The following is a 19,623-nucleotide window of genomic DNA, read 5'->3' on the forward strand; positions in this document are numbered from 1 at the left end:
AAACAAAATAGTTCGGGATACGAAGTAAGGTGAAACGCAGATCAGATTCATCTGAAAATCGATTCGCCATCGGTAAAGATATTTGCTTCTATCGAAAAGTCTGACAACAATCGCGTACTGGTCCCAATTTCGACTTGGCTTGATTTATCGAGGATGACATCGCGAGACATGGTTTCCCCTGATTTCCTGACGGCACTCAAAGATCCAAACGCATGGTTCTCCCAGCATCTATCCGTGACAGTGGCTGGGGTCAAGCCCGCTCTCAGCGTCCTCGAATACACGATCATCGAGGAGATGAACGAGACCTATTCGCTCGATATCCTGATCGCCTCGGAAGACCAGACTCTCGATGGCGCGGACTTTCTGGGCAAGAACGCGACCTTCATCGTTGAAGAGCGCGCCGCGCTGAAGTACACGGACACCGCATCACGCCACGCCCGCACGGTGCACGGCGTCGTTATGGAATGGGAGCACCGAAGTTCGAGCAAGGACGTCGCCCAGTTCTGGGTGCGAATCCAACCGCGCGTGGCACTCCTGGACTTGACCAAGTATTCCGATGTCTTCCTGAATAAGTCCTTGAAGGAGATTTTCTACGAGCTTCTGGTCGATCGAGAGCGCATCTGGCCGCACGATATCGAACTGAATTTCGAGGGGATGGACCAGCGATACGAGCAGCTGCTGATGGTCGACGAGAGTGCACTCGCCTTCGTAAAACGGCAATGCTTGCGTCACGGCCTGTATTTCTACTTCAGGCAAGCGCAGGTCACGAGTAAAACCCATCGCGACACGTTGGTGATCGACAATCGCGCGAAGGGTTATATGCGATCGATCGATGTGCCGTACGTGTCGGCCAACGGACTGGACGGTCAGTTTCACGAAGCGCTGCTGAGCATTACGCGCAAGCAGAAGCTGATGCCACAAAGCATCGAACTGCGGGATCACAACTATCGGACGCCCAACGCTCCGGTCACGGCCATCGCATATGTGGATCGGGGCGACAAGACGCTCTACGGCAGCATCGATCGAAGCAACGAGCACTTCCATACCAAGGATGAAGCGCAGGCACTGACGGCAGTGCGCGCGGAGGGCATCGCCTCCAGGCAGCTCGTTCACAGTGGAAGGACGAACATCATCGGCCTGTATCCGGGCTGGGTGCTCAACACCACGAATCGTAAGCTTCCGAAAGCGCCTTATGGTTTGGTCATCACCAAGGTGACGACAATCGGTTCGCGCACCAAGCCTGCCACGAACGAGTTCGAAGGCACGCCCGCCGAGAAGGTTTGGTGCCCCGAGTATGTTCCCGAGCGCGACTGGCGATGGATGCAGGGTTCGCTGGTTGCGACCATTGAGTCGAGTATCGAGGGCAGTCCCTATGCGGACCTCGATGACCGCGGTCGTTACCTTGTTCGGTTTCACTTTCATCGACGCGCGGGAAAAGTGGGCTCGAACAGTATCCGCCTGCGGCTCATGGTGCCGTCCGCGTCGAAGGATGGCGGCTTTCATGCGCCGTTGCTGCCGGGCGTGGAAGTCAGAGTTTTCTTTACTAACGGCGATATTGACCGCGGATATATCGGCACGGCGGCCCATGACTATTCACACGCCAACCATGTCCACGGCCTTGAGGGCTGGAACTCGCGTGCGGTGTGGCGCGCGCCGCTGCTGAGCGGGAAAGTTCGCTTTGAGGAGTTCAAGGGCAAGGAAGGCGCGAAGTTCTCGACGATCTATCAGAGGTCGTCGGTGAGCATGGGCTATCTGGTGGACAACCAGAAGAAGCGTCGCGGGGAAGGCCTGGAAATTCACAGCGAGGGCCACGGTACGTTTCACGCTTCGAAAGGCATGTTTCTGTCGGCTGATTCGTTGTCCAGCCCCAATGCGCCGCAGCTTGAGATGACAGCGGCGTTGGAATCGATGCGCTCGGCGTTGGCCGAATCGCAGGCACTGTTGCAAGCGGCACAACGCGCCAACGCAGGCCTCGCGCAGGTGCGGGATCAGCAGGCACAACTCGAGAATGCGTTCAAGGACCTGCAGAAGCAGGTGATTTTGCTCTCCGCGCCAGATGGCATTGGTGCGGTGACGCCAAAGAGTAACCATGAGTGACCCGCGTACGCTCGTAAAGAGCTATCAATACATCGATCTGCCGGGCGAGCCGCCTGAAGGCAAGCTCTGGCCGGGGGTGAACAACATCATCGTGCTGCGCAAGCATCGGGACGTGGTGTTCGATATCAAGCTCAAGGCGGGTGCGACCTATACGTTGAAGACGGACCAGCCGGAGTCGAAGTACGGGCGCTTCTACGATACGCGGCGTAAGCAGACGACCGCACGGACTACGTTTCAGGATGGCGAGCCGCTTCACATTTGGGTGGGGCGGAGGTTTCAGGGCAACCTGATTCTGTCGAGCGAGGGCAAAGAAATCGGGCGCTATGCGATCAAGAAGATGGATTGCACAGGAACGTGTACGGACGATCCGAAAGATAAGCCTGCGCCGATGATTATTGCTATGGGCATTAATCAAGAGGCACAGCCGCCGGTAGCCAAGCAACCACTGGGTCCGGTACGATCAGGAGCACCTGCGATCTGGCCGCTCAGTGCTGTTGACATGTCGATGATGCCCAAGTCCTTCTACTCGCTCGATCAGTTTTCGCAGCGAGATTTATGGTCATGTCGACTCCCCGTGAAACTCGCGCCTGAAACGGAGATGGCGTCCACGCAGAGCGTGCACATATCGGAAGTTGACAAGAAATCGATTCCTCAAGAGCTTCTGGATGCTGTAGCCGCAGGCGGTGCAGATGAGACGGCCATCGATAGAAACAAGATCGCAACTCGGAACTGGCTTCTCGGACAACTCGCGGGGATGGGTGCTTTCTATTCAGATAACAAGGAGTGGATCAAGGAACTATGGTCCGAAAAATTCCGTTTGTCGAAGGTAGTCCACAAGAATGTGGGCGAACGTTGGTACGTTGTATTTACTGGTAATCCTCGGTTGCGCAAATACGTTACGGCGGCCCGCTACGGCGTAAAGAACGCAAAGGTGTTAACGATGGCGGGTGGCGCTGGAAGCCTTGGATCGGGGCTCAACGCGGCGTGGGAAGGCTCCAAAGGTGCATTCAAGAAAGCTGGGTTGGTTGCATTGATCTTCACGGTAGCGATCGATACTGCAGAGTGGCTCCACGATTATCAGCAGGTTGACCCAGAAACCGGCAAACGCAAGAAGGATTTCGCTGACTTGCTGGGGAAGATCGGAATTGATTTGGCGAAAGCCGGACTTAGTGCCGCGATAGCTTCGGCCTTGGTTGGTACAGTTGTTGCCCTCATCGGGCTAACGTTGCCAGTATCGTGGATTGTGGTCGGAACGGTGATCGCCGCAATTGGAGTGGGCTATGTCCTAGATTTGATCGATAAAAAGACTGGCGCCGCCGATTCCGTCACGTCGTGGTTCCGATCCATTGGGGAGTCACTAAAAGCCGTCGTGGAAGATCTGGGCAGGACAATGCCTAACGACTACGCGTCTTACCCCATGATTTTCACTCCCATCTAGATTTGAGTGGGTTGTCATCAGTGAGCCAAATCTCTAAGCCAGCGACCCGGCATTCCAAGGAAATATTGTCCAAGACGAAAATCGTCGTTCTTGGCTCGTTTATTCTTACAGTCGCGAGCGTCGACTTTTCTTATGCGGCGTATGCGGCAGATCTCGCTGTGTCGAATCTGCCATGGCAGATCAGTTTGATGCTGATGTTGGGATGCTGTGTTGGTTCGTCTGTTCTGTGTCTTTGCTTCGGACGAGGTGACCGGCTCGCCGTGTACGGGCTAATAGGCTCAGTCGGAATCTTTGCAACGTACCATTTGTTTGGAATTGTTCCGTATTTTTACTTTTTTATGTTTGCTGATATTCCTTCGGTGCTGAGATGGGCCGGGCTCGCATTAGGTACTGTACTCACCACGTTTTGGATCTGGCTTATAGCTCGGAATGTTAGATACACGATAAATCACACGCGGTTCGTCGCGGCGGCATTCAAAGAACGTGGGGACGGCGTCATTCGCTACGAAGTGCAACGTGGCATGAGAATTTTCGAGAAGCATTATGTTGAACCTTCACCGCTTCCAAAGCCCTTAGCATACGTCGTGTTTGCGATTGCACCATTCTGTCTAGTTTTACCACGTATTCTTACTTCTGCATTTGGCACGAATGGCGTCTTGCTCGTCCTCGCCGCTTTGGGGCTTCCAATGTCACTTTGGTTAATCGGGCTGCTCGTTCGAATGTTTCTAGTCACCGTCGTTTTGCCATTGCGAATCGAACGCGAGAGGAAAATGCGCGTTATCGTCGATGCATAAGCGAACAATTTTGTCGAAGAAAGAAGCTTCATGGCAGTTGATTTCTGTAGCCTGCCCGAGCAGATGACGGACGAGCCAAAGCCGCCCAGCCCGGTTGTCTGGGTGGTTCTATTTGTCGTCGCGATAGCCATCGGCATTGGGCTGACGCTGACGCTGTGGCCCAAGGGCCGCTCGCCGCAGTGCTGGCAGTTCTACGCGTGGATGTTCGGCGTGCCTTCTGTCTGCTGGGCCGTTCTGCTGGCGGGACGAATCCACCTCTATGAGACGGCGCTTCTTCAAGTGCAGAGCCACAACACGGCGCGTGCAAGCACGGTCTACGACAACACGGTTTATGCACGGCGCCCGCTGTTCCTACTCGCTCGCGCTTCGATCACGCCGATGCTGGACGGAGAGGACGCACCAGTGCAAGTCGCCGAGTCATTTGAATCCGCAATACAACCGCTGGACAATAAGCCATTGAGCTTGTCCGCGCGCGTCGTCGCTGGCGAGAAGTCACTCGAATCGAAGCAGGTCCGCGAGACTCGCGAAGTGCGCCTCCATAGCGATCTTCCGCGCGATGGCAATTCGTCGACCGCCGAACTTCTGGAGATCGTCTTCACGCGATTGATCGATGAAATCCAGCCCGCAGTCGATCGGATTCCCCTTGGTGTTCCGCTGGAGATCTGGCTCGACGTGCAGGACGAAGTGGCTGTGGCTGAGACGCTTGATGTATGGCAAAGAGAGAGTTCGCGCTTGAACCGCTCGACTGATCATCCTTGCATTCTGAAGCCCGGCGAAAGCGTGATGGCGCTTGACGCCTGGCTCGACGACGACTCGCACACGCGCTTCAAATTTGTGCTGCTGATCTCGGCGCAGATTCGCGACGACGTGCCGGCCAATTCCGGCGAGGCTGCGGTGGCGATGCTATTCGGTTGGCCTGAACTCTCAGACAGCCTCAACTTCGAGCCGCTCGCCCACGTACATCGTCCCGTGATTCAATCTTCCGATCATGAACGCAGTGTGCTGGCCACCGCGCTCGACTGGGGCGCGGCGCGTCCCGAGCAAATCGATCGCGCCTGGGAAAGCGGCTTACCCGAGGTTCAGCACTTTCCGGTCTCGGATTCAACCGGCTTTGCTTCGGACATCGCAACCTCGAATCGCACGAGCATCGACGAAGCCCTCGGACACACGGGAGCAGCAAGCGGCTGGCTGGCGATTGCGATGGCCGCTGAACGCGCCGGCGAGACCACTTGCGTCCAACTCATCTCCACGTCGGCGCAGCAGCAACCGTGCTGGCTCGTCGTGCGTCCCCATCAAGCTGTGACTCCTGTAAGCGAATGACGTCCATTGAACCTGTAAGCCGGCCACGCGGTTATCTGCTGGGCGTGGCGGCGTTGTGCATTTTGTTGCTCTTGCTCGCGTTCCTGAACGACGAAAGTTGGGGGTTGACGCGCCGTGGCCTCGTGCCGTGGGTGGTTGCGGCGGTCGCCATGCTGGCTGCGTTCCTCTTCTTCATGTACAGCACGGTCTACGGCGTGTGGGTTCAGTTGACGCGCTGGAAATTCCAGCCATTCCGACGCAGCGAGGATGTGTCAGCCAAGAAGTTGCCCAAGCGCGATGACCGCTTGCAGAACCTATGCGACGAATTGCGAACGTCGCTCGGCTGGCGCTGGCGTTACAAGTTGCGCTGGATCATGCCGTACGGCGATGACGCTCATGTCGAATGGGTCGCACCCGGCCTCAAACAGGCGGGCGTGCTTCGAATTGGTGACAGCATTCTCGTTCACGCCGCGCCCGACAAGATCGACCCGCAAGTCTGGCGTGAGCAGCTTCGGCGGATGCGTCAAGCGCGTCCGGTCGACGTCGTGGTGGCGGTGATGCGCAGCAGCACCCACGTCGATCACGATGACGAGACTTTGCCACGCAAGCTCGCGAATCTGGCAAGTGATCTGCACTGGGCCGCCCCGGTTGTGTTCATGCACGCTGTCGTGGCAACCGGAGGTGTTCCCAAGCGATTTGAGGCTGTCGGCACCTTCATGGACGCGTCCCTTCGCGCGCACGCGCAGTCCTCCGCCGAAGCACTGACGCATCGGCTTGGCGAGCTTGAGCGTATCACGGCGGACGCGGGAACACTGATCTGCCACGAGCCGCTCTTCATCTCTTATCTCGCACAGGTGGCCGCCTACATGGGGCAGCAGCGCGAACGCATCGTCAAGACATGGCAGACGGCGTGCGCATCGAAGTGGCGGCGCGCTCCATTGGCGGGCGTGCTGTTCGCACCGACGTTCGAGGCGACCGGCGTATCCCTGCAGGTTCAAGGGACGGTCTCCGCATCGGGCGACTTCATTCCGGCGATTCCGCAACAGCCCGCTGCATTGACGCCCCTATGGGACGAGATCGCAGCGCGCATCCAGCCACACAAGGGTAAGCGTACCGGCTTCCATTGGCCCAACGTGCTGCCCGCAGCTTTGATCACGGCAACAGCCCTGTGGTGCGTCGCAATGACCGTATCATTCATCGGCAATCAGGTGGTTCTGCATGATGCACGACAAGCGGTGGACGCCGCCCTCGCCGCCAAGTCCGGCACTGCGTCCGCATTGCGCACCCAACTCGAACTCCAAAGGCAGATCGATACGCTCGAATACCGTCAGCAACATGGTGCGCCTTGGTATCTTCGCGCGGGCTTAAATCGAGACAAAGAATTGCTCGCGACGTTGTGGCAACCCTATGTCACCGTAGCGATGCGAAATATGCGCGATCCTATCGTGCAGCGGCTTGACACCTCGCTGACGCAGCTAGCACAGTCTCGCGCCGACGCGCTGCCGAGTGCCGATCAACAGAAGCGCGACTACGACACACTGAAGACGTATCTGATGCTCACGCAACCGGAGCATGCCGATGCCGCGTTCCTCGCCAAACATCTGCCCGAACAGTGGCCTGCCATCGCCGGCCTGCGCGCCGTTGAATGGCTCGATCTTTCCGAGCACCTCTGCGCTTTCTACGCCGCGCACCTACGTGCGCATCCTGAGTGGAAGATCAGCGCGTCGACCGATCTGCTCACGTCGGCCCGCAATCAACTCATCAACCAGATCGGCCTGCAGAACTCGGATGACACGCTTTACCAGAGCGTGATCGAACAGGCGAAGGGCAAATATGCGGACGTCGGCCTTGCGAGTCTGTTGAACGGCGCGGACGCCCGTGGACTTTTCTCAACGACGCAAACAGTCCCCGGCGTTTACACGCGCGCTGCGTGGGATGGCCTGATCGACGAGGCGATCAACAAGGCCGCCAAGGAAGGTCGCGTGAGTGCCGATTGGGTGCTGAACGACGAACGCGCGGCACGCGTGCCTGGCGCAGATCTCGAAGCCCATCAGGACATCGAGGCGGTCAAGGAACGCCTGCGCGCTCGGTACTTCGCCGAATACACCGCTGCATGGCAGGCAATGCTGAACAGCCTGCAATGGCAGAACGCGACCAACCTGAGCAGCGCGATCACGCAGCTTACGCGCCTCACTGATGCGCAGACCTCGCCCCTGATCGCGTTGATGAAGGCTGTCCAATATCAGGCGCAGGCGGGCCGTCCGTCGCAGGCGCTGGCCGATACGCTTGTGCGCAAGGCTCAGGACCTCATTGGCAAGAAGACGGGTGTCTCGAACGAGCCGGTGGTCAATCCACTGGACAAGCCTTTCGGGCCGCTGCTGGCGCTCATGGGCGACGACGTCGTGACGGGTGCGACAGACGCAAACGGCAAGAGCAACGGCAAACCTGCAAGGAACGCGTCGGATTTCAGCGGCGTGAGTCTCGCGCATTTTCTGACGGTCGCGACCACCATGCGCCTGAAGCTTCAACAAATCGCCACCAGCGCCGACGCGCAAGCGATGGCGCGACAGATGGCGCAAGCCGTCTTTCAGGGCAAACTTTCGGAACTCACGCAAGCACGCGACGACGCGGCGCTCACCGCGGCAAGTCTGGGATCGCAGTGGGCGGGCTTGGGCGACGCGCTCTTCGCGCGTCCGCTCGATGTGGCGTGGCAGACCATCTTGCAACCGGCGGCGGCGAGCGTGAACGACGTCTGGCGCGCAGCGGTGGCCGCCCCGTTCGCCAGTTCCTTTGACGGACATTATCCGTTCGCCGATACCAACGCCGACGCCTCCTTTGTCGAGTTGGGCCGCTACATCAAGCCCGACACGGGTCTGATCTCGCGCTTCGTGACAACGCAGCTTGCCGGGATATTGCAGCAGCAGGGCAGTACATGGGCACCGAACGAACTCGCGCCGCAGGCGCTGCAGTTCGATCCGGCATTCCTGACTGCCCTGCGACAGTTGTCGACGCTGGGCGCGCAGCTCTATGCCCAGGGTGACGCCAGCTACCGCTTCCAGATCATGCCGCACCCGACGCCGGAGGTGACGCGCTCGATCCTGTCGATCGACGGCACGAAGATCGAATACTTCAACCAGCTCGAACAATACACGTCGATCGTGTGGCCAGGTAACGGCCAGAACGGACGCGTGCAACTGACGTGGGAATCGTACGACGCCGGGATGCGTATGGGTTTCGCTGCGAACGGTGATTGGGCATTGGTGAGACTACTGGGCACGGCGCAGATCAAGGCGCTCGACAGCACGAGCTATGCGTTGACCTTCAATCAAGGCAACGGCTTCCCGTTGCATTACGACCTTAAAGCGCAAGTCGGCGCGGGTCCACTCGATCTGCTCAAGTTGCGCGGCTTCAAGATGCCGCAGCGTGTGTTCATCGTCGGCAAGGCGGGCGCGATACCGGTGCTGCCCCCATTGCCTCCTGAGTTGCAGTGAATCGTTCGAACCAAGCATCGTAAGGAAAACATCCCGTGAAGCGATACGACATTCTCGATAACGACACGACCACCTCCAACGGGCGCGTGAATGCGCTGTGCAAGACCGATACCATTGATGATCGGGCGACGGCCTATGAAAACGATCCAGTATGGTGTGACGCCTGCAAGACCTGTGGGAGGATCGTATGCGTGGGACCGCGCATCGAATCAAAGGGACCGGATGGGCGGGAGCAGGCACTGAGTGACGATCTGTGTCGGTGCAAATGCACACCGAGTCCTCGTCTTGTCGCTTCGCAGAAGCGCTCGTTTTGCGAGGTGTAACGATCATGTCCAATACGGCGCTTCCGATAAGCGCGAGAGGCGCCCCCCTCACGCCGGCGCAGACGCAGCAGGCCCGCCAGAGTGCGCGCGATTTCCTGGAGGCGGTCAACACGACCCAGCTGACCAACCGAACGTTGCCTCCGGTTCGCGCCTTACAGGCGCGTCTCCTTCACGCCTGGAGGGAGTGGGCGCACGTGCTGGAGCGTTACGGGAACGATCCGGAGCCGTCCGGCGTGCACGCGGGCTACGTGCCAACGCAAACGGGTCGTATCACGTGGAACATGATCGGAAAGGCCATACCGCTGTGTTCGCTGAAGGACCCCGAGCAGATCACGTCCGAGACCGTGTTTGCGATGTCGATACCGACAACCGTGGCAGCGCTCTACCTGATGCGGTCGCACGCAGTGGTGGAACCCACGCCTGCGCTCCAGTCCTGGCTGGCTCGCACGGACGTGGGCGACGATATTCCCGCGTCGTTCTTTCGCCTGCCGCTACCGGCGATTTTCCTCAAACTCGGCCCCGAGCTTTTGGAGGACGTGGACGCCGTCTTCTGGCGTTACCTGAGTCATCCTTGCACGACACAAGGCTTCTATGTTTTTGAAACGCCGGTCGATGGTGGACGGGAGCTGGTGTTCTGCGCCGTCGGCAATAGTCATCTGAGCACCGATGTCTGCCAGTTGCTTCGGGTCGTGATCGAGGACGAGCGAGCTTCGCTCGTGTCGGCGGTTCGAAACATCGACCCCGCCACGACCGACGGCAATATCGACGATCTGATTCCGATGGTGGAACTGTGCGCCAAGGTCATGCTGTATTTGCAGACGCCCAACGCCATCCGCATCGACGAGATGCGCGATGACGACGCCACGGCGCGCCTCACGCGCGTGCGCAGCAAGAAAGCGTCGCGAATTGAGCGCAAGCTGGCGAGCCGTTACAACCGCATCATCATTGGACCCGCGCAGTTTCACGGACACTCGGGCGGAGAAGTCAGCCCGCACTGGCGACGCGGCCACATGCGTATGCAGGCACACGGTCCGCAGATGTCGCTGCGCAAACTGATTTTCATCGCCCCCACGCTGATTCGGGCGGACCGACTCAACGAGTCAGGACGAGATATCCACTAAATGACGAACGATACGACGGGCGATCTCTATCCGGATGCTCAGCAAGAACGCCCGGATCAGGACCCGGTGTTTCGCTACTACGAAGCCGAGATGCGCTACCTGCGCGAAGCGGGGCGCGAGTTTGCACGCGCGCATCCCGACCGTGCGCGCATGCTCAATCTCGACCGCGTGGGCGACCGCGATCCTTACGTCGAGCGACTGTACGAAGGCTTCGCGTTTTTGACCGGACGGCTCCAGCAGAAACTCGATGACGAACTGCCCGAACTGACCGAAGGGCTCGTAAGCCTGTTATGGCCACACTATCTGCGAATGATTCCGTCGCTTTCCGTGGTCGAGTTGATTCCGCCGGCGGACAAGCATGAACGCACCGGACACGTGCCCGCGGGCGTGACGGTACGCTCCAAGCCGATCTTCGTGCCGAAAGACCTGAGCGACGGCACGTCGGATAAAACGGTGCAATGTCTGTATCGCACGACGCAGCCGGTTGACCTGCCCCCGGTGCGGCTGGTTCAAGCCGGGCCGTCTGTTCGTCACGACGGCCGCTCGGTGATTCGTCTTGCCTTCAGGCTCGATCCGGCAGCGCGGCGCAACGAAACGGAAATTTCACGGTTGCACCTGTATCTCAGCGCAGATCAGCCGACCGCGTTCGCCATGCATCTGGCGCTCACGCGGCAAGTGCTGGCCATTGAATGGCGTGTCCCGGAGGTGCGTGACGGTGAAGCGCTGCCGCTCGATGGCGTCACCATCGAACCGGCCGGCTTTTCGCCCGAGGAGCGTTTGTGGCCCAAGTCCGATGCTGCGTTCTCGGGCTATCAGTTGCTGCTCGAATACTTCACGTTCCGCGAGAAATTCCTGTTCGTCGACGTCTGCGGGCTCGATGTCAACAAGCTGCCTGAAGGCTCGCTGAGCTTCGAACTGGAGATCGTGCTCACGGAGCCTTATCCGTCCGATCAGCGTTTCAGCAAGGAGAACGTGCGGCTGTTCTGCACACCGGTCATCAACCTGTTTGAGCTCGATGCAGAACCGGTGGCAATCGACCATCACGAGACGGAATACCGGGTGATTCCGGCGGGGCACCACGGCGAGCACACCGAGACTTATTCCGTGGAGCGCGTCGTTGGATTCGACCCTGTCTCCGCACAGAGTTTCGAGTACGTGCCGTTCTCGACCTTCCGGCATCGTGGCGGCATGTTGCGGCATGAGTCGCCCGAGCGCTATTTCCATACGCGCGTGCGGCCCGGGATGGACGGTCTGCATGAGACGTGGCTCATTCTGGGCGGCCATGCGTGGGAATCGATGGAGGATCTGCCGGAAGAGAGCGTATCGCTGCGCGTGACGGGCACCAATGGTTTGTTACCTCGTAAGGGTTTGCGCGAAGCGCGCATCGACGAATTGGCCGATGACGCGGAAGGCATCATTGGTGTGAGAAGTCTCGTCGCCCCGACCATGCCGCTTTATCCGCCGACAGGAGACCGTTTTCAGTGGCGTGTGCTCTCGCATCTCGCGCCCAACTTCCTGTCGTTGATGAACGCGGAAGTGTTGCGTGGGGCGCTCGCGCTCTACGACTGGACCAATGACGAATTGAATCGCCGGCAGCTCAGCGGCATCCTGCACGTGTCGGAGGAGTTGCTCGAAGAGGTGATGGGCGGGGCGGTCGAGCGCGGTGTGCTGATCGAAGTAACGCTCGATTCCACCGCGTTCTCGGGCGAGGGCGATGTGATGCTGTTCGGCGAGCTGCTACATCGGTTCTTCGAGCAGTATGCGGAGATCAACCTGTTCACTAAGCTGGAGATCGTGAGTTTGCCTTCGAAGGCGTGCATCGAGTGGCCGCGTAGCAAGACCTGGCGGGCGCCGCTATGAGCGCTCGCGATTTACACGCACTCGAGCCACTCGTCGCGGCCTTGCTCTCACGTGCCCCACAGATGAACTTCATGCAACTGTGCCGCTTGCTCGAAGCGCGTGCGCCGGATCAACCCGGTTTCGGCCAGCGCGACACGCTCGAGCACGAGCCGGTGCGATTCCGGCCACGCCCGCGCATGGGGTTTCCCGCAGGCGAGATCGCGAACGTGGAGTTCGACGACCGCGACGACTGCGATCCGCTACCACCCACAGTACGCACGACCTTTCTGGGCCTGTACGGCGTCGACGCGACGATGCCGACGCATTACCTCGACGACATCGTCCAGCGCGAGGAAGGACACGAAGCGGTCGAAGCGTTTCTGGACCAGTTCAATCACCGCTTCGTGACGCTGCTGTATCGCGCATGGAAGAAGTATCGGTATCCGGAGAGTTTCCGATACGGCGGCGCCGATGGACACTCGAAGAACCTGCTCTGTCTGGCGGGCTTCGGCTGGGGCAACAAGCCCGCGCGAGCGGGTTTGCCTGATGCCCGCACGCTGGCGCTTCTCGGCCTTCTGATTCAGCGCACGCGCACGTCCGAGGGCCTGGCCGGCGTGATTGCGTTGGGTGCGCCCGGTGTAGCGGTGCGCGTCGACGAATTCTGGTCGGTATCGAAGCGCGCAGGGAAAGCAACACCGCTCACTTCGAAGGCCACGAATGGAATTAACACACGAAGCGGCCTCGGCGGAGGCTACGTGCTGGGCAAGCGCCTGCCGTATCGAAGCCGTGCGGTGCGGGTGACGCTGCAACCACAGGACGCGCAGCAAGCGCACGACCTGCTGCCCGGAGCCTGGCTGCATCGCGACCTGAAGGCGTTGGTCAAGCTCTATAGCGGCGTCAAGGCCGACGTGCATTTGCGAATGCAGATGTCCTCGCGTTTCGCGCCTGCACCGTCGGTAGGCATGAAGCGTAGTGACGCCGCCCCCCGTCTTGGCTGGACAGTGGTGTTACCCGCGCAGAATAAGCGTGTCATCACGGTCGAGCTGGGTGTGTGCGAGGCATTCCCCGCGCCGCCCCCCAATCCCTATCTGCGTGCGCAGATCGCATAGAGCAGCCCATTGACTCCAAAGACCGGGAATGTTGAATTTCTGCCTCACTCACATTTAGGAAGCGAAGCATACCCCATGAGGATCGATAAACCGCTCTGGCACGAAGGCCTGATACTCACACAACAGCATTTCCAGCAACAGGAGCGGTGGAGCGAGTTCGCGCTGCGCCAGTTCACGACGGCTGCGATGACGCACCCGTGGGGAACGCTCCACGTCGAAGTCGACGAGGATGCGCTCGCCGCTGGCCGCTTCAAACTCACGCGCCTGAAGCTGCGCTTCCCGAACGGCACGCCAGTCGATACCACGCTCGTCGACGTCCTGCCGCCCGCGCGCGATCTGCAAGGCGTGAGCGCCGACCGTCAGAAAGTGACGGTGCTGGCCGCACTCGCGCTGCCGGACGCGAACGGCAACAACTGCCGCATGGACGAAACCGTTCTGACGCGTCCGCGTCGTTCGGTGCGTGAATACGTGAAGGTGATCGATCTGAACGGCACGGACGAAGTCGAGATCGTCGCCGAACGCCATCCGTATGCGCGAACGCATGCCGCAAGTCGACTTACTCGAATGCTATGCGTCGATCCTCGGCCTTGGTTTTAAGGGGCGCTTTGCGCTGGGTGGGGAAGATATCCGTGAGGCGTTGATGGTCGAATTGAACGCATTGCTATCGCGCTTGCGTCCGGCTGACTCGCCTTCGCTGCTGATGGATGCGCCGGAGAAGCGCTTCTGCCGCTGGTTTCAACGTTTGTCGCTGTGGAGGATAGTCGCGATTGGCTGTGTCGTTGCGCTCGCCGTGTGGTTGCTCTGTCACAGCTTGCTCGATGCGCAAGTCGCTGCGTTGGCTTCCCAATCCCTCAAAAGGTAACGTCGATGCCAGTTGGACCTTCTCTTTATGACATGCTGCTCGGCCAGATAGATGGCGAGCCGATCGCAAACTTCGATGACCGCACGCTGGAAGCGCTGAGCGTGCAGCAGAACGTGCGACGAATCCTGAACACGCGAGCGGGGGCATTGAAGCACTTGCCGGACTACGGTCTGCCCGATCTGACGAACATTTACAAGGAACTGCCTGGCTCCTCCAACGCGCTCAAGAGGCAGATGGAAGCGACCCTGCTCAAGTATGAGCCGCGGATTCGAGCGATTGAAATCGCAATCCTCGACGACAACGATCCGGGGCTGCAAGTGAGCTTCGAGATGACGTGTCATTTGAAGAGGACGGGATTGGTGCGGTTTGGCACCTACTTCGTTCCACCGGGCGTGTTCCGATCGGAGCGGCGCGTGCGAGAGGGCAAAATTTAATGGAAGCGATAGCGGCAAGTGACGCCGCCGTGCCTATTATTTAATGAGCGCCTCGCTGGCGAGACATCTATCGCACCGGGGATACTCTGGGCGGCGGCAGGGCGCCGCTTGAAGCGACTGCCGATTTTTTCACGGGCCAATCAACCGCTGCGGTCCCTGACCGTTGCGCAGGCGCAACTCCTTGCGACTTATATTGGTGTACCGCGACCAAGTTCGCGCTCGAATGCCTGGACGAAGCGCTCGCGCGTGAGACCGAAGCGCTCGGTATCAGAGTCACGGCTGTCGAGCCCGGGCCGTTCCGCACGGACTGGGCAGGGCGCTCGCTCAGGCAGACGCGCAATCCGATCGACGACTATGCGCAGACCTCGGGCGCGCGACGCGCGGCCATCGCGGAACGCAGCGGCAATCAGCCGGGTGATCCGGCGCGCGCGGCGCAGGTCATCATCGAAGCGGTGACGTCTCCCGAGCCGCCTGGACATCTCGTGCTCGGCGGGCCGGGGCTGGAACTCGTGCGCGGCAAGCTCGCGCGTCTCGCCGCCGACATCGATGCATGGCAGTCACGCAGTGAATGGACCGATTATCCCGCTCAATGAAGCATCGGAATCATGGAACCGCAGCGCGCGCAGGAAGACCATGTCGTGTCGCTCGTCGCGAATTACGCGGCGGCGCTGCATGTCGGCGCGCCGCGCGTGCGGTTCGTGACGACGCCGTTCGGACCGTGCTACGAGGCGCTGTTCAATCGCATCGAGATCGATCGCGGCACGCTCGCGTTGCCGGACGCGCTCTTGCGCATCGTGGTGGCGCACGAAGTCGGTCACGCGACACAACGCAAGAGCATGCTGCTGGATTTCGCGTGGACCGTGCTCTGCGTGGCCGCGCTCGTCTCGATTCCGTGCATGGTGTTCGCGACCTCGCCCGATGAAGACCTGTGGCGCGTGAGCGTGCCCGGCGCGGGCTTCGCGCTGTCGCTCATCGCGTGCCGCAAGGGATGGCGCGCACACGGCGCGAAGCGCTCGGCCGCCTTCGAACTCGATGCGGATGCGAAAGCCGCGTCGATCTGCGGCCCGGCGTCGGCGCTCGCGGCGCTCGAGGCGATGGCTGAACGCGGACACATCGATGCCGCGCGTCTCCACGCCATGCGCGCGCGACTCGCGCAGGTTGAGCAATAGTTGCCGCGCGAACTGAGCATGCGGAAAATAGTTCTGCCTTCGTTACGCATTCTCGTCATGCCTGTGTAATGCGCCAATGTGGGCCGCGTGGAATGGCATATAGAATGCGTGGCTTCTTCCGCTTACGCCGTCGCAGCAGCTCATGAAGCCGATCACCCTGGAATCACCCGCGGATTCGCCCGCGATGCCCGCGCCGTCGCGTACCCCTCCGCAGACCGGCTCGCAGCAGGACATCATCGATATTCTTCAGGCGGATTTGAGCGAGAGCAGGGTGCTGCACGACCTGTGCCTTCATCTGCTCGTCAATCAGGACGCCGCCGGGTTCTATCAACGCGCGGTCGAAGCCGCGAAGCAACTGCTGGGCTCCGACTTCGCCAGCATTCAGTTGCTGAGCCAGCGCGAGGACGGCAGCGAAGTGCTGCAACTGATCGCGCAGCACGGTTTCTCGCCGCTCGCACGCGAGCGCTGGCGCGAGGTGCGCGCCGATTCGACCACGAGTTGCGGCGCGGCGTGGGCGAACAAGGAGCGCGTCGTGATCGCGGATATCGAGAACAGCGATTTGCTGCGCGGCACGACCGACTACATGATCTTCCGCGAGACCGGCATCCGCGCGATGCAGACGACGCCGCTGCGCTCGCGCGGGGGCGTGCTGCTCGGCATGCTCTCGACGCACTGGCGCGCCGTGCACGAACCCGACGTGAAGCAGCTTCGTCTGCTCGACGTGCTCGCGCGCCAGGCGGCGGACCTCGTGGAGCGCGCGGTGAAGGAAGAAGCCCTGCGCGTGAGCGAATCGCGTTTCCGGGCGCTGGTCACGTCGGCGTCGTATTCGGTGTATCGCATGAACGCCGACTGGACCAGCATGCGCGCGCTCGACGGACGCGGCTTTCTTGCCGATACCCTGTCCGACAGCGAGGAATGGCTCAACACCTACATTCACCCGGACGATCAACCCGCGGTGCTGAATGCGATCGAAGCGGCCACGTCGTCGCAAAGCCTGTTCGAACTGGAGCATCGGGTGTTGCGTGCCGACGGCACGTTCGGCTGGACCTCGTCGCGCGCGGTGCCGATCTTCGACACCGCAGGACAACTGGCGGAATGGTTCGGCGCGGCGACCGACGTCACCGCGCGCAAGGACGCGGAACGCGCGCTGCGCGAGAGCGAGACGCGGCTCATCGAAGCGGATCGCATGAAAGACCGCTTCCTCGCGACGCTCGCGCACGAACTGCGCAATCCGCTCGCGCCGATCCGCAACGGCCTGCAGATCCTGCGCGTGAGCAAGAACGCCGATCAGTCCGGCAATGTGCTCGCCATGCTCGACCGGCAGGTCGATCACATGGTGCGTCTCGTCGACGACCTGATGGAAGTCGCGCGCGTGACGAGCGGCACGCTCGAACTGCAGCGCGAACGCATCGATCTCGCCGATGCGCTGAAGTCCGCGCTCGAGCTGAGCCGGCCCGCCGTGGAAGCGGGCGGGCACGCACTGCAGGTGTGCTTCGCGCCAGAGCGCCTGTTCGTCGATGGCGACGGCGTGCGGCTCGCGCAGGTGTTCTCGAATCTCATCAACAACGCCGCGAAATACTCGCCGACGCCGGGACTGATCCGGGTCGCGCTCACGCGGGAAGGCAACGGCGCGATGGTGCGCGTGACCGATGACGGCATCGGCATTGCACCGGTCGATCAGGGCCGGCTGTTCACGCTGTTCGGGCGGCTCAGGCCATCGACCGCGATCGGCGACGGTCTCGGCGTCGGGCTCGCGCTCGCCAAGCATCTGGTCGAGCTGCATGGCGGCGCGATCTCCGTCGAAAGCCGCGGCGCAGGGGCGGGCAGCGCGTTCGCGGTGTCACTGCCGCTTGCGACTTGCGACGAAACCTCGACGCCGATCCGCGAGCTCGTCGACGCATGTGCGTACGATCGTCTCGAAGTCATGGTGATCGACGACAATCGCGACGCCGCCGACAGCCTGGGCGCCGTGCTGAGTCTGCTCGGCCGCGAGGCGTCGGTGTTCTACGGCGGCGCGGACGCGCTGCGTGCGCTCGAGCGGCGAAAGCCCGCGCTCGTGCTGCTCGACATTGGCATGCCGGAGATGGACGGTTTTGCGGTCGCGCGCGAGATCCGCGCGTCGGGTCGGCACGACGATGTGATGCTCGTCGCCGTCACCGGCTGGGGACAGGCCGAGGATCGCGCGCGCACCACGGCCGCGGGCTTCGACGATCACCTCGTCAAGCCGGTCGATATCGATGTGCTGGAAGGCTTGCTCCGACTCGCGGCGGGACGCGTCGAAGCTCTCTAGGCTTAGTCGCGCCCATGAAAAAGCACGCGCGTCCGCGAGCGAGCGGACGCGCGTGCTCTCATCGGAAAGGAAGCGTTATTGCGACTGCGACGCGGGCGGCGTGGTGGACGAGCTCTTGTGCTTATGCTTCTGCCCTTTCTTGTGATACGCGGGGCGCGGCTTGTTGTCGGGATAGTCAGCCGCCGCGAACGACAGCGTCGGCGCCGCGAATGCCGCCAGCACCAGAAGCACGAGGGATTTCTTCAAGGACGTTTTCATCGGGAACTCGCTTGGAGGAGATGGCCTGAGAAGGCAAAGCAGCCTGGGCCGCCGCTTCGCACCGTAAGGAATATAAGACTCGCTGCCTGGCTGCAATCGGGAAAACACCCGCTGGTTTTGTTGAAGCAACAGTATTTTGCACAAAAAAATGCAATTGGGTGGTGCGCATACATAAGCTCTTGAAGCGGCGGGTTTTTTGTCGTTTCGCACTGCTTCGGTAGGGGCCGCCACGCTGCCTGCCGTCCGCGACAAGTGTCATCAAGTGCATCTACTATCGTGCCTGCTCTCAACTCAGGGACGACCCAGTGAAAGAAGACGATATCCGCAGAAACGCGTTCGCCATGCCGGTGCACAATCCGGCGTACCCGCGTCCGCCGTTCCGCTTTCTCAATCGCGAGTACTTCATCATCTCCTACGAGACCGACCTCGACGCGTTGCGCGCCGTGGTGCCGGAGCCGCTCGAAGTGGACAACGGTCTCGTGCATTACGAATTCATCCGCATGCCGGATTCATCCGGCTTCGGCGATTACACCGAAAGCGGCCAGGTGATCTCGATCATCGATCCGGACGGCAACAAGGGCGCCTACACGCACGCGATGTATCTCGACGACGAAGGTCCGATCGCGGGCGGCCGCGAAATCTGGGGCTTTCCGAAGAAGCTCGCGTCTCCGCGTCTCGGTGTCGACGGCAAGGACACGCTGCTCGGCACGCTTGATTACGGCACGCAGCGCATCGCGACCGGCACGATGGGCTACAAGTATCGTCCGCTCGATCTCGAAGCCGAACGCAGGAAGCTCGCCGATACGCCGAACTATCTGCTCAAGGTTCTGCCGCACGTGGACGGCACCGCGCGCGTGTGCGAACTCGTGCGCTTCTTCCTGCGCGACGTGAGCGTGCTGGGCGCATGGGAAGGTCCCGCCGCGCTCGAACTGCACGCGCATGCGCTCGCGCCGGTCGCCGATTTGCCGGTGCGCCGCGTGGTCGGTGCGCGGCATGTCATCGCCAATCTCACGCTCGATATCGGCGAAGTCGCTTACGACTATCTCGCGCCGCCCGACGAGCTCAAGCTCGCGGTCAATCAATAAATCACTCCGATAAA

General features: G+C 60.8%; 15 protein-coding genes and 1 pseudogene. 15 read left to right on the plus strand and 1 reads right to left on the minus strand.

All coding sequences use genetic code 11. The annotated features are described in order from the left end of the window. Positions 1-168: 168 nt before the first annotated feature. The 14 genes and pseudogenes from AWB79_RS09785 to AWB79_RS09845 all read left to right on the plus strand — a co-directional run bounded on the left by AWB79_RS09785 (position 169) and on the right by AWB79_RS09845 (position 18,266). Positions 169-2,097 carry a type VI secretion system Vgr family protein gene (locus AWB79_RS09785; RefSeq protein ID WP_157695725.1) on the plus strand — a complete coding sequence of 643 codons (1,929 nt, stop codon included), beginning with the start codon at positions 169-171 and terminating at the stop codon, positions 2,095-2,097. Then, positions 2,090-3,535, plus strand: a complete 1,446-nt coding sequence (locus tag AWB79_RS09790; RefSeq protein ID WP_061167206.1) for a hypothetical protein — start codon at positions 2,090-2,092, stop codon at positions 3,533-3,535. Before AWB79_RS09785 ends, AWB79_RS09790 begins: the two co-directional genes overlap by 8 nt. A 65-nt stretch (positions 3,536-3,600) precedes the next feature. After that, entirely contained in the window at positions 3,601-4,329 is a 729-nt protein-coding gene (locus tag AWB79_RS09795; protein WP_157695726.1) for a hypothetical protein, read from the plus strand. A gap of 30 nt (positions 4,330-4,359) precedes the next feature. Beyond that, the gene (locus AWB79_RS09800) at positions 4,360-5,649 is read left to right on the plus strand and encodes a KPHS_23130 family T6SS system protein (RefSeq protein WP_157695727.1); all 1,290 of its coding nucleotides are present in this window, start codon (positions 4,360-4,362) and stop codon (positions 5,647-5,649) included. Beyond that, positions 5,646-9,119 carry an ImcF-related family protein gene (locus AWB79_RS09805; protein WP_061167209.1) on the plus strand — a complete coding sequence of 1,158 codons (3,474 nt, stop codon included), beginning with the start codon at positions 5,646-5,648 and terminating at the stop codon, positions 9,117-9,119. Before AWB79_RS09800 ends, AWB79_RS09805 begins: the two co-directional genes overlap by 4 nt. Positions 9,120-9,447: 328 nt before the next feature. After that, positions 9,448-10,563, plus strand: a complete 1,116-nt coding sequence (locus AWB79_RS09810; protein ID WP_157695728.1) for an AcrVA2 family anti-CRISPR protein — start codon at positions 9,448-9,450, stop codon at positions 10,561-10,563. Next, positions 10,564-12,423, plus strand: a complete 1,860-nt coding sequence (tssF, locus tag AWB79_RS09815; RefSeq protein WP_061167211.1) for a type VI secretion system baseplate subunit TssF — start codon at positions 10,564-10,566, stop codon at positions 12,421-12,423. Beyond that, positions 12,420-13,511 carry a type VI secretion system baseplate subunit TssG gene (gene tssG / locus AWB79_RS09820; protein WP_061167212.1) on the plus strand — a complete coding sequence of 364 codons (1,092 nt, stop codon included), beginning with the start codon at positions 12,420-12,422 and terminating at the stop codon, positions 13,509-13,511. Before tssF ends, tssG begins: the two co-directional genes overlap by 4 nt. Positions 13,512-13,586: 75 nt before the next feature. Next, positions 13,587-14,036, plus strand: a pseudogene (gene tssK / locus AWB79_RS09825) (type VI secretion system baseplate subunit TssK); the annotation flags it as partial. Positions 14,037-14,052: 16 nt separating this feature from the next. Beyond that, positions 14,053-14,373 carry a DotU family type IV/VI secretion system protein gene (locus AWB79_RS38135; RefSeq protein ID WP_157695729.1) on the plus strand — a complete coding sequence of 107 codons (321 nt, stop codon included), beginning with the start codon at positions 14,053-14,055 and terminating at the stop codon, positions 14,371-14,373. Between the two features lie 5 nt (positions 14,374-14,378). After that, complete coding sequence (tssE, locus tag AWB79_RS09830) at positions 14,379-14,807, plus strand: type VI secretion system baseplate subunit TssE (protein WP_061167214.1); 429 nt, start codon at positions 14,379-14,381, stop codon at positions 14,805-14,807. 452 nt (positions 14,808-15,259) lie between these two features. Next, a complete protein-coding gene (locus AWB79_RS40375; RefSeq protein ID WP_232470858.1) occupies positions 15,260-15,400 on the plus strand; it encodes a hypothetical protein in 141 nt (46 codons plus the stop codon). A gap of 12 nt (positions 15,401-15,412) precedes the next feature. Beyond that, entirely contained in the window at positions 15,413-15,976 is a 564-nt protein-coding gene (locus AWB79_RS09840) for a hypothetical protein (RefSeq protein WP_061167215.1), read from the plus strand. A gap of 142 nt (positions 15,977-16,118) precedes the next feature. Further along, entirely contained in the window at positions 16,119-18,266 is a 2,148-nt protein-coding gene (locus AWB79_RS09845) for a hybrid sensor histidine kinase/response regulator (RefSeq protein ID WP_061167216.1), read from the plus strand. Positions 18,267-18,341: 75 nt separating this feature from the next. Here AWB79_RS09845 and AWB79_RS09850 read toward each other — a convergent pair whose 3' ends face one another. Then, a complete protein-coding gene (locus AWB79_RS09850; RefSeq protein ID WP_061167217.1) occupies positions 18,342-18,524 on the minus strand; it encodes a hypothetical protein in 183 nt (60 codons plus the stop codon). Positions 18,525-18,829: 305 nt separating this feature from the next. Here AWB79_RS09850 and AWB79_RS09855 point away from each other — a divergent pair, with 305 nt between their 5' ends. Beyond that, complete coding sequence (locus tag AWB79_RS09855) at positions 18,830-19,609, plus strand: acetoacetate decarboxylase (RefSeq protein WP_074169350.1); 780 nt, start codon at positions 18,830-18,832, stop codon at positions 19,607-19,609. Positions 19,610-19,623: the final 14 nt, after the last annotated feature.

Origin of the sequence: Caballeronia hypogeia, assembly GCF_001544875.2 — a bacterium.
Lineage (GTDB): Bacteria > Pseudomonadota > Gammaproteobacteria > Burkholderiales > Burkholderiaceae > Caballeronia > Caballeronia hypogeia.

Bases quoted from the DNA above. Each gene is read 5' to 3' on its own strand.
- AWB79_RS09785 (WP_157695725.1), top strand. From the start codon at position 169: ATGGTTTCCCCTGATTTCCTGACGGCACTCAAAGATCCAAACGCATGG.
- AWB79_RS09790 (WP_061167206.1), top strand. From the start codon at position 2,090: ATGAGTGACCCGCGTACGCTCGTAAAGAGCTATCAATACATCGATCTG.
- AWB79_RS09800 (WP_157695727.1), top strand. From the start codon at position 4,360: ATGGCAGTTGATTTCTGTAGCCTGCCCGAGCAGATGACGGACGAGCCA.
- AWB79_RS09805 (WP_061167209.1), top strand. From the start codon at position 5,646: ATGACGTCCATTGAACCTGTAAGCCGGCCACGCGGTTATCTGCTGGGC.
- AWB79_RS09810 (WP_157695728.1), top strand. From the start codon at position 9,448: ATGTCCAATACGGCGCTTCCGATAAGCGCGAGAGGCGCCCCCCTCACG.
- tssF (WP_061167211.1), top strand. From the start codon at position 10,564: ATGACGAACGATACGACGGGCGATCTCTATCCGGATGCTCAGCAAGAA.
- tssG (WP_061167212.1), top strand. From the start codon at position 12,420: ATGAGCGCTCGCGATTTACACGCACTCGAGCCACTCGTCGCGGCCTTG.
- AWB79_RS38135 (WP_157695729.1), top strand. From the start codon at position 14,053: ATGCCGCAAGTCGACTTACTCGAATGCTATGCGTCGATCCTCGGCCTT.
- tssE (WP_061167214.1), top strand. From the start codon at position 14,379: ATGCCAGTTGGACCTTCTCTTTATGACATGCTGCTCGGCCAGATAGAT.
- AWB79_RS09840 (WP_061167215.1), top strand. From the start codon at position 15,413: ATGGAACCGCAGCGCGCGCAGGAAGACCATGTCGTGTCGCTCGTCGCG.
- AWB79_RS09845 (WP_061167216.1), top strand. From the start codon at position 16,119: ATGAAGCCGATCACCCTGGAATCACCCGCGGATTCGCCCGCGATGCCC.
- AWB79_RS09850 (WP_061167217.1), bottom strand. From the start codon at position 18,524: ATGAAAACGTCCTTGAAGAAATCCCTCGTGCTTCTGGTGCTGGCGGCA.